At 53.1% G+C, this 14,253-nt stretch carries 13 protein-coding genes; 7 read left to right on the top strand and 6 right to left on the bottom strand.

Annotated features, from left to right (window positions below; translation table 11 throughout):
- Nucleotide 1 precedes the first annotated feature (1 nt).
- From glnH to rhtA, 4 genes are all read right to left on the bottom strand, one after another.
- Nucleotides 2-748, bottom strand: coding sequence for a glutamine ABC transporter substrate-binding protein GlnH (gene glnH, locus NG42_RS00535; protein ID WP_052896653.1), 747 nt, complete (start codon nt 746-748; stop codon nt 2-4).
- Nucleotides 749-1,041: 293 nt separating this feature from the next.
- Nucleotides 1,042-1,305, bottom strand: a complete 264-nt coding sequence (locus NG42_RS00530; protein WP_052896651.1) for a DksA/TraR family C4-type zinc finger protein — start codon at nt 1,303-1,305, stop codon at nt 1,042-1,044.
- Between the two features lie 94 nt (nt 1,306-1,399).
- Entirely contained in the window at nt 1,400-1,903 is a 504-nt protein-coding gene (dps, locus tag NG42_RS00525) for a DNA starvation/stationary phase protection protein Dps (RefSeq protein ID WP_052896649.1), read from the bottom strand.
- 380 nt (nt 1,904-2,283) lie between these two features.
- Nucleotides 2,284-3,192 carry a threonine/homoserine exporter RhtA gene (rhtA, locus tag NG42_RS00520; RefSeq protein ID WP_052896647.1) on the bottom strand — a complete coding sequence of 303 codons (909 nt, stop codon included), beginning with the start codon at nt 3,190-3,192 and terminating at the stop codon, nt 2,284-2,286.
- A 366-nt stretch (nt 3,193-3,558) separates the two neighbouring features.
- Here rhtA and ompX point away from each other — a divergent pair, with 366 nt between their 5' ends.
- Nucleotides 3,559-4,068 (top strand): outer membrane protein OmpX, encoded by a 510-nt coding sequence (gene ompX, locus NG42_RS00515; protein ID WP_052896646.1) that lies wholly within the window; start codon nt 3,559-3,561, stop codon nt 4,066-4,068.
- A 94-nt stretch (nt 4,069-4,162) separates the two neighbouring features.
- On the opposite strand, the gene NG42_RS00510 is transcribed toward ompX, so the two are convergent.
- Both NG42_RS00510 and NG42_RS23965 read right to left on the bottom strand, forming a co-directional pair.
- A complete protein-coding gene (locus NG42_RS00510) occupies nt 4,163-5,743 on the bottom strand; it encodes a phosphoethanolamine transferase (RefSeq protein WP_052896644.1) in 1,581 nt (526 codons plus the stop codon).
- Nucleotides 5,744-5,977: 234 nt separating this feature from the next.
- Nucleotides 5,978-6,088, bottom strand: coding sequence for a hypothetical protein (locus tag NG42_RS23965; protein WP_479673038.1), 111 nt, complete (start codon nt 6,086-6,088; stop codon nt 5,978-5,980).
- 304 nt (nt 6,089-6,392) lie between these two features.
- On the opposite strand from NG42_RS23965, the gene mntR reads away from it, so the two are divergent.
- From mntR to NG42_RS00480, 6 genes are all read left to right on the top strand, one after another.
- Nucleotides 6,393-6,854, top strand: coding sequence for a manganese-binding transcriptional regulator MntR (gene mntR, locus NG42_RS00505; RefSeq protein ID WP_052896642.1), 462 nt, complete (start codon nt 6,393-6,395; stop codon nt 6,852-6,854).
- Nucleotides 6,855-6,883: 29 nt separating this feature from the next.
- Entirely contained in the window at nt 6,884-7,999 is a 1,116-nt protein-coding gene (locus NG42_RS00500) for an SLC13 family permease (RefSeq protein ID WP_052896640.1), read from the top strand.
- 118 nt (nt 8,000-8,117) lie between these two features.
- Nucleotides 8,118-9,257 carry an HlyD family secretion protein gene (locus NG42_RS00495; protein ID WP_052896638.1) on the top strand — a complete coding sequence of 380 codons (1,140 nt, stop codon included), beginning with the start codon at nt 8,118-8,120 and terminating at the stop codon, nt 9,255-9,257.
- Nucleotides 9,254-10,822, top strand: a complete 1,569-nt coding sequence (locus NG42_RS00490; protein WP_052896636.1) for a DHA2 family efflux MFS transporter permease subunit — start codon at nt 9,254-9,256, stop codon at nt 10,820-10,822. The genes NG42_RS00495 and NG42_RS00490 overlap by 4 nt, the downstream gene beginning before the upstream one ends.
- 1 nt (nt 10,823) lies before the next feature.
- Nucleotides 10,824-12,386 (top strand): efflux transporter outer membrane subunit, encoded by a 1,563-nt coding sequence (locus NG42_RS00485; RefSeq protein ID WP_052896634.1) that lies wholly within the window; start codon nt 10,824-10,826, stop codon nt 12,384-12,386.
- Nucleotides 12,387-12,750: 364 nt separating this feature from the next.
- Nucleotides 12,751-14,232, top strand: a complete 1,482-nt coding sequence (locus NG42_RS00480) for a sugar porter family MFS transporter (RefSeq protein ID WP_052896632.1) — start codon at nt 12,751-12,753, stop codon at nt 14,230-14,232.
- Nucleotides 14,233-14,253 lie beyond the last annotated feature (21 nt).

Below are 14,253 nucleotides of genomic sequence, written 5' to 3'. Positions count from 1 at the left end.
TTTATTTAGGTTCGCTGCCGAACCATTTTTTATAGATAGTGTTGTAAGTGCCGTTATCACGCAGCGTTTTCAGTGCGCCGTTCACTTTTTCACGCAGGTCGTCGCTGCCTTTCGGGAAGGCAATACCGTACTGCTGTGCTTCAATCGACTCACCTACCGCTTTAAACTTACCTTTGCCGGCGGTATTGATGAAATAGAGAATGTTTGGCGTATCGTGCAGTACTGCATCCGCACGGTTGGTGCCCAGTTCCATATAGGCGTTGTCGATATTCGGGAACTGACGCAGGGATTTGGTTTTGATGTTCTGTTTCGCATAATCCACTGAACCGGTGCCGCTCTTCACCGCCACCACTTTACCGTTCAGATCATCAATGCCTTTGACCTCATTGTTGTCCTCTTTGACCATCACCAGCAGGCCGCTTTTATAGTAACCGTCAGAGAACTCAATCGCTTTTTTGCGCTCATCAGTGATGGTGATACCCGCCAGTGCCAGGTCGATGTTGCGTGTTTGCAGAGCAGGAATGATGCCGCTGAAGTCCATTGGCTTCAGGGTATATTCGATATTCAGCTGTTTTGCGATGGCATCCCACAAATCGATGTCAAAACCGACATATTTATCGCCCTGTTTGAATTCAAACGGTACGAAAGCGGTATCTGTGGCGACAATCAGTTTCTTGTCTGCCGCTGTGGAAGAAACTGCAAATGCCAGCGCCAGTGCGGCAACGGAAACCTTAAAAATCGACTTCATCATTTTATCCTTATCATTGAATCGGGGAGGCCCCGCTTTTTGATGCCTGCTGCCATAAGCATAATCTATGCCATCATTTCATTTATATTGAAAAACAGTGGCTTAAAACTCAAGTCAGACAGGAACTCTTTAGCTTTGCGTGCTATGCACCGTAATGGGGCACCATCCTGGTGCGCGTCGATCATTACGGTGCAACAGCACAGTAGCAATCAGAGCATTAAATAGGGGGATTAATGAACAGGATAGTTAGAAATATGTTATCGGGCTCATACTTCTGCATCAATAATTGAAGTTTAGCGCAGCTGACTGTCCTTACTGCCGCGTCGGTTGTACAGCGAAGCGCTGTTTTTTTCATCATGCGCCTGCTGGCATTTGACACAATACTGCACCCCTGGCAGGGCGATGCGCCGCGCTTCAGGAATCGGCTCGTCGCACTCCCGGCAAAACTCGGCGCTGGCACCCACGTGCAGGTGTTGTCGGGCGCGGGTGATCGCGTCATCAATGGTGGAATCAATTTGCTGTTGAACGGCATCATCAGATGCCCATCCGCTTGCCATTTTTTCTCTCCACAATGTAAAAAAGCGAATGACGAGGTCATCCGCTTTCCGGGTCAGTTCAGACCGGCGACAGGTGCGCCGCCGGATTTATCCGTTATTCAATATTGGATTCGATAAACCACAGGAATTTATCAAGGTCACGTGATGCCGCGGTAAAGATATCGGCGCTATCTTCGTCTGGCACTTCACCAATGGCTTTGCGCAGGTCGTTAGCGACAACGCCATAACGGTCAGCCAGCGCTTTCAGATGATCCTGCACGCTGTGAATATTCAGCGGATAGCTTTTCAGTGGTGTTCTGTCGTTAACAATCTGAGTAGTACCCAGCGCTACGCCGCCCAGCTGCACGACGCGTTCTGCAATGGTATCCTGGTGATCGGTAATGGCGGTGCGGAATCCGTCCAGCATCTCATGCACGCCAATAAAGTTAGCGCCACGCATGTTCCAGTGCGCCTGTTTGGTAATCAGGGACAGGTCAATCAGCTCGGTAACCAGACGATTGAGCACCTCGATTGTGGCTTTTTTGTCATTCTCTGCCACATCATTACGGGTGTAAATCAGATCGGAAGATTTTGTTTTAACCAGTTTAGCGGTACTCATCATTAATATCCTCTTAATGTCGGTTGTCCTGAATAGTACGGGAATAAGTATAGCACCGGTTTTTAACCTTGCAGGAAAGTTGCTGCCTATTAGTCAGATAGCGGTCACCTGTTGAGTAATAAATCTTCAATGGCAACGGAGAAATATAAATGCTAATGGTAGTGATAATGTTTATTATTAAACGATGTTTTTTATCACCATGATTTTGCTGTGTTTTATGTCTTTTTAACAGGGGGAGATCTGAGTTTAGGTTATTTAGTGCAGAAGAATGACAGAATGTAACTGTAACGATTATTTAACCTGTGGGTTAAAAATAAATAATTCTCTGAACAGAAGTGCTGATTATTCAGCCCCATAATGAGGCTGAACAACGAATATTCCTAATTCTGGGGGCGCGGCATATCAACCGTCTCGACCTGCACTTTTTTCGGACGCAAGGTAAGCGTCGCACCAACGGAAGCTGCAATGATTGCCAGCAGCGCCAGCCATTGCACCAGCGTCAGCACTTCCCCCAGAAACAGCATGCCAGACAGGGCGGCCATCGCCGGTTCAAGACTCATCATAGTGCCAAAGGTGCGGGCGGGCAGACGCGTTAACGCTATCATCTCCAGTGAATAGGGCAGAGCGGTCGACAGCACGGCAATGGCTAACGCCAGCGGTATCAGCGACAGCTGCCAGATACCGCTGTCGGCAAAACTCAGCCCAAGCGGCACAAAAATTACCGAAGCGATCACCGAACCCATCGCCACCGTTGCAGGCCCATGTTCAGCGCCGGCCTTCTGACCAGACAAGATATATAACGCCCAGCAGACACCGGCACCGACCGCCAGCGCGGCACCCTCGGCATCCACGCTGGAGATATCATGGCCGAGCGGCAGCAAAAACCCTAAGCCGAGAATGGCCAGTAACACCCAGACAAAATCCAGTAGCCGACGCGAGCCAATCAGCGCGAGAAATAGCGGGCCGGTAAATTCCAGTGCGACGGCAATACCCAGCGGCACAGTGCGCAACGATAAATAGAACAGGTAATTCATTCCCCCCAGCGCCAGCCCATAGATCACCAGAGGTACGCGCTGTTCATGGCTAAAGCGTAGTCGCCAGGGTTTAAACACGATGCATAAGATAAGGGTGCCGAGCCCCAGTCGCAGTGCGGTAATGCCCGGTGCGCCAACCTGCGGAAACAGCGTTTTAGCCAGCGAAGCACCGCCCTGAATAGAGGTCATGGCAATAATTAAAACTAAGATAGGTAACCATACCGGCGACTTCGCCGATGAAAGCGCAGAGGACATGCTACAAACCTGCCTGTAAAACCATTGGGTCAGAGAGAATTATCAGAGCAGTGTAATGGAGAGCGGGCAGAAAAAATGCGTTATGAGGTAAAAAAAGTGGTGGGAATAACCGGCAAAGGCTACTTTTGAGTAAAGATTTGTCAGGTTTAATTAGGAATGTTCTTAATGAACCTTTTTTTACAATCGGAATTTACTCAGGTTATACTGCCGAAAATATCAGGAAAAAGAATGACATGAAAAAATTCATTAACTTTCTGTTACACCAAACATTCTGTTAGACAACAAAATGCAGGCAGAGTTTCTTACTGATTTTTGTTATATTTTAAGTGTTGTCAGGAGATAAGTACTTTCACATTTGAGGTGGTTATGAAAAAAATTGCATGTCTTTCAGCACTGGCTTGTGTACTGGCTGTATCCGCAGGCTCCGCTATGGCGGAAAGCACTGTTACTGGTGGTTACGCACAGAGCGACTTCCAGGGTGTAGCTAACAAAGCCAACGGTTTCAACTTGAAGTATCGCTACGAAAACGGCAACGATCCGCTGGGTTGGATCGGTTCTTTCACCTGGACTGAAAAAAATCATAACGTCGATTCTCTCTACGTTAAATCTCAGTACTACGGTCTGACTGCGGGTCCAGCTTACCGTCTGAATGACTGGGCAAGCATCTACGGTGTTGTTGGTGTGGGTTACGGTAAAGTTAACGCTACCGGTCCAGATCGCGAAAAAGGCGACGGCAGCGACTACGGTTTCTCCTACGGTGCGGGTCTGCAGTTTAACCCAATCGAAAACGTTGCAGTTGATGTCGGTTACGAGCAGAGCCGTATCCGCAGTGTAGACGTTGGCACCTGGATTGTTGGTGCAGGTTACCGCTTCTAAGTTTGCGTATCCAGCCAGATACTTTCTGGCTTGATGTTAAAAATCCGCCCTGGTGGCGGATTTTTTTATGGGCAAAATCGGTTGAGCGATGGCGTCAGCGGGCAAACGTGTCCTGCCCAAGATGCGGGTAATTGACCTTCTTCAGCGCAAAGTCAGTGACATAAACCGGTGGCGCAGCATCTTTTGAGACAAAACGGTAGCGAGCAATAATCTGTTTACTGCTGATCCCCGTCCACTGCGAAAACAGCTGTAAGAAATCATTCGCCGAGCGCGCAGCCTTAATGAGCTGGTGCTTTGTATCCTGACTCGAGGTGATAAACATCGGCACCTGGAAGTTTTGCTGAAACTTATCATCATGGGCGAGATACTCGTTTTTGCTGCCTTTCTCTTTAAACGCCATACCGTGATCGGAGAAGTAAAGCATCGAGTAACTTAGCCCGCTACTGTGTAACTGCTGCTGCAACTGATGCAAAAAGTGGTCGGTTTGGGTGATGCTGTACAGGTAGCACGAGGTCTCAGTGGAGTGCACAAAGCTGGCGAACTTGCCCTGCGTCCGATCGCAGGCTTTCGGATGTGAACCGATAATATGGTAAATCAGCAGGCGGGGAGCATCGACCGGCTGTTTTAACGCTTCCGGCGTCAGCTTCAGCAAATCTTCATCGTGGGTGGATTTATCTGCCTCGAAGTCCCCCTGCTTAAGGAAATGCACGTGGTCGGCCCGGCGCGCAATGCTGGCAATCGACGTGTCATATTTGCCAATTTGCCCCTGATTGGAGAACCACCAGGTGTCAAAGCCTGCGCGTTTGGCCAGCGTGATGATATTGTCCTGATACAGCGGTTTACCGTCGACCACCCGATTCAGGGTTAACCCCAGCGATTTCTGGGTTGAGGAAGCCGCCGAGGTGTAATTGACAAAGAACTGGCCTTTCGCCTGACTGGCAAACGGCGTGTTATTCCAGCGCCCGCCAAAAGCGCCGAGCGCGTCGCGCCGCGCGCTTTCGCCAATCACAATCACATACACCTGACGTGATGGCTTAACCCCGGTCACCGTCCAGCTATCCTGCAACGACGACAACTGGTTCATACGATCAACCTCATCCTTCACCGACATATTGCTGACGACGCCATCTTTAACAAAGCGCGCCACCGGATAGCCCGCATCGCTCAGACTGAAAGGGTAGCCCGCCAGTTTATTCATCACCGGCTGCGTTAGCCACGCCACTGCGGCAAATGCCAGGCAGGCTGAGTCGACATGCGACCACGAACGTTTTACTGCTGGCTTACGGCGTAGTGCGATAAAACCGATTAGCAGAATGACGCAGGCGATAGCGTAATCCAGCGGCGGAAAGATCTGCATGATTTCGCTGGCTTCCTCAACATTGGTCGAATGCAGCGCCAGCAGGGTATTAAAGTTGGGCGGGCCGTAAGTCTGGCCGAACGGGTAATAGCTGGCGGCAATCAGCGTAGTGACAGCCAGCAACACTCTGAGCGTGCGGGGGGCTCGGTGGTGCAGCAACAGTAGCAGCGCGCTAAACGCAAAGGTGTACAGCAGGCTCAGCGGATAGCCGAACGCCAGATTAATTAACAGCGAGAACAGCAAATACAGCCCAACATAGGGGCTTAACAGCTCGCGGGAACCGGTCACCGCGGCGGTTTTAATCAGAGTTAAATTCATTTTTTATCTTATCAAGACGCAGTAAACGCATCTTCAGCGGATATCTGAAGACGTAATCAGGCCTGCAACGACTCGTTTTGAATGGGGTCAGGGACGGGGTTGGCGCGCCGTTTTTGCCAGCACTCTCACGAAAGGCATAGCAAGATAATCCTCGCTTTCAACAAAGGCAACCAGTAGCAGAGAAAGTTTCTGTGAAGGGGGGGACAGATTTTATGTAGCAGCGGGCGAAAGGATTTAAGAAGCCTGATTGTCAGGCTTCTTTGGCGCGGTCAGCATCTCTAACAGCATCAGGCGCAGGGTAAACGGCGATCGACAAAATAACCGCAGTAATAAAGGTGCTTTCATGGTAGTAACCTCCTGTGACGCCCAGCATGGCATCACCTTATTGCTTACATGCATACCACTGACTCCTGCCCGGTGCCGACTGGCAGCAGAGGCATCATTAACCGCAGGAAGGGTGTATTCATTGTTTTTTCCTCCACAGTGAGATGATGAGTGGTTGCTTTATAAACAGGTATAGCACAGGCTATATCCTATAGCCAGTGCTATTTGCCGGAAAATTTGTGCTTCTTTGAGCTTCGTTTACAATGTGGCACCAACAGGCCTGCAAGGTAGTGAAAAGCGCAGGTTAATAAGAAGAGGAAGTTGAATGAGTCGTCGCGCCAAACCCGCAGTTGCCAGCCTTAATGGGCCACTGAAAGATATCGAAGAGCATGTCGAAGGATTTCGTCAGGTTCGCGAGGCGCATCGCCGCGAGCTGATTGATGACTATGTTGAGTTAATTTCCGATCTGATCCGCGAGTTTGGAGAAGCGCGTCAGGTGGATATGGCGGCACGTCTCGGTGTTTCTCAGCCAACGGTGGCAAAAATGCTGAAGCGTCTGGCAACCGCCGGTCTGGTGGAGCAGGTGCCATATCGTGGAGTATTCCTGACCCCTGAGGGCGAGAAGCTGGCGGAAGAGAGCCGCGAACGCCACCATATCGTCGAAACCTTTTTGCTGGCGCTGGGCATCAGCCCCGATACTGCACGCCGCGATGCAGAAGGTATCGAGCACCACGTCAGTGACGAAACGCTGGCGATTTTCCAGCAATTTTACCTGGATCGTGGCTAACTTCAGCCCCCTTTGACCTGCGAGCCACCATGGCAACACTGCTCAGGCCGTTTCTGCACGATCGCTTTCTTCATCTGTTAGTGGTTCTTGGCGTGGTGTTAGCCTGCTTCGCCCCGTTTAAATCAGCAGAGCTGGTCACGGCGGTAGACTGGAACACCATTATTACCCTGTGCGGTTTGCTGATGCTGACCAAAGGTATCGAACTGAGCGGCTACTTTGAGGTATTGGGGCGCCGCCTGATCCACCGTTTTCAGCGCGAGCGTACGCTGGCGCTGTTTATGGTTACCGGCGCGGCGCTGCTCTCGACCTTTCTGACTAACGATGTCGCGCTGTTTATACTGGTGCCGCTCACTCTGACGCTGCGCAAGTTCTCCAGCCTGCCGGTCTCGCGGCTGATTATCTTTGAAGCGCTGGCGGTGAACGCCGGTTCGCTGCTGACGCCAATCGGTAATCCGCAAAACATTCTGTTATGGAGTCACGGCCAGCTCGGCTTTGCGGGGTTTATCCTGCAAATGCTGCCGCTTGCTGCCTTGACCCTCGCCAGCCTGTGGCTGTTAACCTGGTTCAGTTTCAGCAAAAAACAGATTCAGCGTCATGCTGTGGATGAGGCCAGTGGCTGGCAGCGCCGACTGCTGTTGATCTCCGTGGCGATGTATGGGGTGTTTATCGTGGCGCTGGAGTTGCAACTGGCGCAGTGGGCGCTGTTACTGTTACTGGCGGTGTTTCTCTGTATTGCCCGCCGGGTATTATTGTCGATTGACTGGAGTTTACTGGCGGTATTTATCGCGATGTTTATTGACGTGTTTTTCCTGACCCGCTTGCCAGTATTACAGGAACCCTTACAGCATATAAGCCAGTTAGGTGATGGTGGACGTTACTTATTGGCGATTGGTCTGTCGCAAATTATCAGTAATGTTCCGGCGACAATTCTGCTACTGAACAGCTTGCCGGCCAGTACGCTGCTTGCCTGGGCGGTGAATATTGGTGGTTTTGGCTTGCTACCCGGCTCGCTGGCGAATCTGATTGCGCTACGCATGGCAAAAGACCGGCGTATCTGGTGGCATTTTCATCTGTTCTCGATCCCGATGCTGTTATGGAGCATGGCGCTGGCTTGGGGATTGTTTTTGCTGATTAATGCGGCCTGACCTCGGGCTAATCTAGAATTGTCAGTAAAGCCTGGCATTTGTCAGTTTTCTTCCTATTGTTAATAGCAGTTTGGATCTTCAATGGCTCAGTTTGGGTCAGCGATAAACTGTGAGAACTATGACAACTTCAGAGAAACCTTCATCAGAACATGATGCGCGTCAGCAGGATGACGCCGATCAATCCGCAACCAATACACAAACCAGTGAGGAACAGCCCCGTAAGCGACCCGGCAAAAAGCCGATCATCATTCTGGTGATCGTGGTGGTGCTGATGGTGATTGTGGCGCTGTGGTACTGGATTGCCAATCGCAATATCGAAACCACCGATGATGCGTTTATCGAAGGCAATGCGGTGACCATTGCGCCGAAAGCGGCGGGTTACGTGGTAAAACTGCTGGTGAACGATAACCAGCGGGTGAAAAAAGGCGATTTGCTGGTTCAAATCGATCCAAACGATACCACTGCGCAACGTGACCAGGCAAAAGCACAACTCGGCCTGGCAAAAGCCCAACTCCATCAGGCAGAAGCGCAACTGTCGCTGTCGAAGGTGCAGTATCCGGCGCAGCGCGATCAGGCGTTAGCCGACCAGGCGAAAGCGGAAGCCAACTTACTCAATGCGCAGGCGGAATATCGTCGCTTGCGTGGTGTTGATCCGCGTGCCACTTCGCAGCGCAATATTGACAGCGCCAGCGCCCAGCTGCGTTCTGCACAGGCGCAGTTACAGAGTGCTAAAGCGCAGGTGGAAGTAGCTTCGCAGGTGCAACTGCAAGTTCGTCAGCAGGAAACCAATGTTGAAGCGCGTCAGCAGCAGGTCGAGCAGGCACAGGCACAGCTGAATACCGCTGAACTTAATCTCTCTTATACCGATGTACGTGCGCCTTACGATGGCTTTGTCACCAGGCGCAATGTCCAGCTCGGTAGCCTGGTGCAGGCCGGAACGTCAATGTTCTCGCTGGTCTCCACCGACGTCTGGGTGACCGCCAACTACAAAGAGTCGCAGCTTGAGCGTATGCGTCCGGGCAATAAAGTGGAAATCAGCATTGATGCCTGGCCGGACATGAAGCTGGAAGGCCATGTCGACAGCATTCAGATGGGCTCCGGATCGCGCTTCTCCACCTTCCCGGCGGAAAATGCCACCGGTAACTTTGTGAAGATTGTGCAGCGTGTGCCGGTGAAAATCGTGATTGATAAAGGTCTCGATGCGAATAAACCGCTGCCGCTCGGCCTGTCCGTTGAGCCGAAGGTCACGCTGGAATGAGTCATAGCGAGAGCTGGAAACCCACCAGTAACCCATGGCTGGTGGCGATGACCGTCACGCTGGCGGTGTTTATGGAGATTCTCGACACCACCATTGTTAACGTGGCACTGCCGCACGTGGCCGGTTCACTCTCTTCCAGCTACAGCGAATCCACCTGGGTACTCACCTCTTATCTGGTGGCCAACGGCATCGTACTGCCGCTTTCGGCATTTCTCAGCCGGGTGTTTGGTCGCAAACAGTTCTTCCTGATCTGCATTGTGATGTTTACCGTCTGCTCGTTCCTGTGCGGGATTGCCACGGAACTGTGGCAAATCATTCTGTTCCGCATTTTGCAGGGTTTTTTCGGCGGGGGGTTACAGCCGGTGCAGCAGTCGGTATTGCTCGACTACTTTAAGCCGGAAGATCGCGGCAAGGCGTTTGGCCTGTCATCAATTGCGATTATTGTCGCGCCGATTGTCGGCCCGACGCTGGGCGGCTGGATCACCGATAACTACAGCTGGCGCTGGGTATTTTTAATCAATATTCCGGTGGGCATTCTGACGGTGCTGGCCATCTATCAGCTGCTGGAAGATCCGCCGTGGGAGCGCAAGTGGGCGAAAAGCAAACTGCGTATCGATTATATCGGCATCAGCCTGATTACTCTCGGCCTTGGCTGTTTACAGGTGATGCTGGATCGCGGCGAAGATGACGACTGGTTCTCCTCGGGCTTTATTCAGCTGTTTGCCGTGCTGACGGCCATTGGCCTGGTGGGCGCAATTTACTGGCTGTTATATGCAAAAAAACCGGTGGTGGATATTCGCTGCCTGAAAGACCGTAACTTTGCGGTTTCCAGCCTGCTGATGGCGGGAATGGCGATGATTCTCTACGGCAGCTCGGTGGTTCTGCCGCAGCTGGCGCAGCAGGATTTAGGCTACACCGCCACCTGGTCGGGGCTGGTGCTGTCGCCCGGCGCGATTCTGGTAGTGATGACCATTCCGCTGGTGCTGAAGCTGATGCCGATGGTGCAGACGCGCTGGATTATTGCTTTCGGCTTCGCGCTGTTATGCCTGTCGATGTTCTACTCGATGCGGCTGACGCCGAATGTGGATTTCACCACGCTGGCGATGATGCGCAGCGCGCAGTCCGTCGGGCTGGGCTTCCTGTTTGTTCCCCTGACCACCATCGCCTTTATCTCGATTCCGCAGCGGCTGAATGCTGACGCGGCGGCGCTGTTTACTATGTTCCGTAACGTCGCCGGATCCATCGGTATTTCGCTGTCGACGGCAGCGATTACCGATCGCTCACAGGTACGCAGTGCCACCATGGCGCACAATATGACGCCGCTGAATGAGCCGTTTAATCTGACCGTCGAGCACTGGGCGCAGGCCATCCGTGACTTTACCAGCGCGGTTGGCGACCCGGTGACGTTAGCCACCGGTCAGCTGTATCAGGAGATGGTGGCGCAGTCGCGAATTCTGGCTTACATCGACGTGTTTATGGGGCTGGGTATTGTGGCGCTGATGATGATTCCATTTTGTTTACTGCTGTCGCCGATTAAGAGCGAAGGCAGCGCAGGAGCACACTGATATGACTTTTATAACGCGTGCGCGTTTCCCGGCGCGTAGCAGACTGGCGTTTACGCTGACGCTGGCACTGTCGGCTTGCTCTGTCGGGCCTGACTACCAGGCACCGAAAAACGATACCCGCGGCAGTTACCACGGGATGGACGCGGGCGAGGTATCTTCGCCGCTGGCTGCGTCGACCAATCCCAGCTGGTGGACGTCATTTAATGACCCTCAGCTGGATAGTCTGATGGAGCGTGCTATCGCCGGTAACCTGTCGCTACAGCAGTCGGTGCTGCGCATCGCCGGTGCACGTGAGCAGCTGTCGCAAGCGCGTGGCGGCTGGTTTCCCTCGGTTAATGCGAAAGCGGGCATGACGCGGCAGCAACTGGGAGTGAAAGGCGAGCTGGAGTCGAACGGGGTGTATGACCGGCTGGGTGAGGTCGACCCGCAAGTGCGTAGCGCACTCGACGGGCTAAGCCGACCGATTAATATCTACCAGGGCAGTTTCGATGCGGCCTGGGAGCTGGATATGTGGGGCAAGGTACGGCGTCAGGTTGAGATGTCGGGTGCCCGGCAACAGGAGTCGATTGAGAGCCGTAACGATGCGCTGGTCTCGCTTGAAGCCGAAGTGGCGCGCGTCTATATGCAGCTGCGCGGCGCGCAGGCCATCAGCCAGACACTACAGACGCAAATTGAGGTGGCAACCGAAACGCTGGAGCTGACGCAAAGCCAGCAGCGCAATGGACTGGCACCGCAGATGGACGTCGAAAATGCCCGTGCGCAGCTCAGCTCGTTACGCGCCCAGCTGCCGCAATATCAGGCGCAAGCGCAGCAGGCGAAGAATGGCCTGGCGGTATTAATCGGTAAGCCACCTGGTGCGCTGGATGCCGAGCTGAATGCCAGTAAAGCGATGCCCAAACTGCCTGCGGCGGTGCCGGTGGGTGTGCCCGCCGAACTGGCGCGTCGTCGGCCGGATGTGCGCCAGGCGGAAGCCAGTCTGCATGCGGCCACCGCCAATATTGGCGTCGCGGTGGCGCAGCTGTTCCCGAGCGTGTCGCTGACCGGCGAGCTTGGCGTGCGTAATACCCATGCCAACTATCTCGATGACTGGAGCAGCCATTTTTACAGCTTTGGCCCGTCGGTATCGATCCCGATTTTCCAGGGTGGACGACTGGTCTCCAGCGTTAAGCTGGCGCGCGCGCAGCAGGCCAGCGCAGCGCTGGGCTACCGTCAGGCGGTGCTGACGGCCTTGCAGGATGTGGAAAATGCGCTGGTCAGTTACCGCACCGATCAACAACAGGTCGCCGGACTTGATGAAACGGTAGACGCGCTACAAAACGCCTTTAATCTGGCGGATGACAGCTACCGCAAAGGGATTTCGACGTTTATCGACGTACTGGATGCGCAACGCCAGTTATCGCAGGCGAAACAGCAGGCGGAGCAGGCGCGGGTGCAGAGCAGTGTGGACTTAGTCGCGCTGTATAAAGCGCTGGGCGGCGGCTGGGAGCCGTATCAGAACCTGTCTTTGCCGACGTATAAGGTATTTGGCCCGGCGGAAACGGCTGATACCCGACGCCAGCTCTGAATCACGCCGCAACAAATCCCCAGGGCGGCGCTCCTGCCGCCCGAATCCCTCCCTTTTTCGATCTGTCTCCCTCAGGTTGTTTGCTGTTACGCTATTTTTGAAATAAAAAATTCACATCAAAATAAACATGAAACATAAAAGGCTGTGTTGCGAAGCAGTGTTTACGGGAACAGACAACCCCGGAACGGCAATAATGTGCTTAGTATCACAAAGTAAGCTGTGCAGTATGACCTGCGCCACAAAATTAAATTTTCATTGTTAAATGAAATGAAAATATCAGTCTAAATTGAAGCGCGGACTGAGTGAATGTTGCATCTGTTCACATTTCTCAGGTTTTTTCCTTATCACCAGGAGCGGGTTCAGTATGGCAAAAGAGCAATATATCTCACCGAGCAAGGCATCGGGGCCGAACAGCAATACGCGCACCGAGCCGTTTGTTAAGGTGATTGCAGCAGTGGCAACCTTAGGTGGGTTGCTGTTTGGTTATGATACCGGCGTGATTTCTGGTGCCTTACTGTTTATGGGCGACGAACTGCACCTGACGCCGTTTACTACCGGTCTGGTGACCAGTTCGCTGTTGTTTGGTGCGGCCTTTGGCGCACTGGCTTCCGGCCATTTTGCTGCCGCTGCCGGACGGAAGAAAATTATTCTGATACTCGCGATCATTTTCGCCATTGGTGGTACCGGCTCTGCGTTGGCTCCTGATGTGAACTGGATGATTTTCTTCCGTCTGGTACTGGGCGTGGCAGTCGGTGGCGCGGCGGCGACCGTCCCGGTGTATATCGCTGAGATTGCTCCGGCTAACAAGCGTGGCCAGCTGGTGACGTTACAGGAGCTGATGATCGTTTCCGGTCAGATGCTGGCGTATATTTCTAATGCCGGTTTCAATCATATGTGGGGGGGTGAGAACACCTGGCGCTGGATGCTGGCGGTTGCCACCATTCCGGCAGTCCTGCTGTGGTTTGGCATGATGTTTATGCCGGATACGCCGCGCTGGTACGCGATGAAAGGGCGTTTAGCCGATGCCAGGCGTGTGCTGGAGCGTACCCGCGCCAAAGAGGACGTCGAGTGGGAACTGACGGAGATTGAAGAAACGCTGGAAGAACCGCGCGATTTGGGCAAACCGAGCCTGCGCGATTTGACAACCCCGTGGTTATTTAAACTGTTCCTGATTGGCATTGGCGTGGCGGTGATTCAGCAACTGACCGGGGTGAATACCATTATGTATTACGCACCGACGATGCTGACGGCGGTTGGGATGAGTAACGACTCGGCGCTGGTCGCCACCATTGCCAACGGGGTGATTTCGGTCTTAATGACCTTTGTCGGTATCTGGCTGCTGGGCAAAATTGGCCGCCGAACCATGGTGAAAATTGGCCAGTTTGGCTGTACCGCCTGCCTGTTCTTTATCGGTGCGGTCAGCTACCTGATGCCGGAAACCATCAATGGTCAACCGGATGTGCTGCGCGGTTATATGGTGCTGCTGGGTATGCTGATGTTTCTGAGCTTCCAGCAAGGTGCGCTGTCGCCGGTCACCTGGCTGCTGCTGTCGGAAATCTTCCCGACACGGCTGCGCGGGATCTTTATGGGCGGCGCAGTCTTTGCCATGTGGATCGCCAACTTTATGATTTCGCTGGCCTTCCCGATACTGCTGGCGGCGGTGGGACTTTCCGGTGCCTTCTTTATCTTTGGCCTGATTGGCATCGCCGGGGCAATCTTTGTGATGAAATGCATCCCGGAAACCCGTAACCGCAGCCTGGAGCAGATTGAACACTATCTGCATGACTGGTTAAGTGATGATAAGGAAACCCGGCACATAGCGACAGCGATAAAACAGAAGGCCTAGCTGTTATACAACGGGCGGTAT

The sequence above is a fragment of the Winslowiella iniecta genome, assembly GCF_001267535.1.
Taxonomy (GTDB): domain Bacteria; phylum Pseudomonadota; class Gammaproteobacteria; order Enterobacterales; family Enterobacteriaceae; genus Erwinia; species Erwinia iniecta.
Note: the sequence above shows the minus strand (reverse complement) of the source record. Positions and strands in the feature narration are given on the sequence as shown.

Bases quoted from the DNA above. Each gene is read 5' to 3' on its own strand.
- glnH (WP_052896653.1), bottom strand. From the start codon at position 748: ATGAAGTCGATTTTTAAGGTTTCCGTTGCCGCACTGGCGCTGGCATTT.
- NG42_RS00530 (WP_052896651.1), bottom strand. From the start codon at position 1,305: ATGGCAAGCGGATGGGCATCTGATGATGCCGTTCAACAGCAAATTGAT.
- dps (WP_052896649.1), bottom strand. From the start codon at position 1,903: ATGAGTACCGCTAAACTGGTTAAAACAAAATCTTCCGATCTGATTTAC.
- rhtA (WP_052896647.1), bottom strand. From the start codon at position 3,192: ATGTCCTCTGCGCTTTCATCGGCGAAGTCGCCGGTATGGTTACCTATC.
- ompX (WP_052896646.1), top strand. From the start codon at position 3,559: ATGAAAAAAATTGCATGTCTTTCAGCACTGGCTTGTGTACTGGCTGTA.
- NG42_RS00510 (WP_052896644.1), bottom strand. From the start codon at position 5,743: ATGAATTTAACTCTGATTAAAACCGCCGCGGTGACCGGTTCCCGCGAG.
- NG42_RS23965 (WP_479673038.1), bottom strand. From the start codon at position 6,088: ATGAAAGCACCTTTATTACTGCGGTTATTTTGTCGATCGCCGTTTACC.
- mntR (WP_052896642.1), top strand. From the start codon at position 6,393: ATGAGTCGTCGCGCCAAACCCGCAGTTGCCAGCCTTAATGGGCCACTG.
- NG42_RS00500 (WP_052896640.1), top strand. From the start codon at position 6,884: ATGGCAACACTGCTCAGGCCGTTTCTGCACGATCGCTTTCTTCATCTG.
- NG42_RS00495 (WP_052896638.1), top strand. From the start codon at position 8,118: ATGACAACTTCAGAGAAACCTTCATCAGAACATGATGCGCGTCAGCAG.
- NG42_RS00490 (WP_052896636.1), top strand. From the start codon at position 9,254: ATGAGTCATAGCGAGAGCTGGAAACCCACCAGTAACCCATGGCTGGTG.
- NG42_RS00485 (WP_052896634.1), top strand. From the start codon at position 10,824: ATGACTTTTATAACGCGTGCGCGTTTCCCGGCGCGTAGCAGACTGGCG.
- NG42_RS00480 (WP_052896632.1), top strand. From the start codon at position 12,751: ATGGCAAAAGAGCAATATATCTCACCGAGCAAGGCATCGGGGCCGAAC.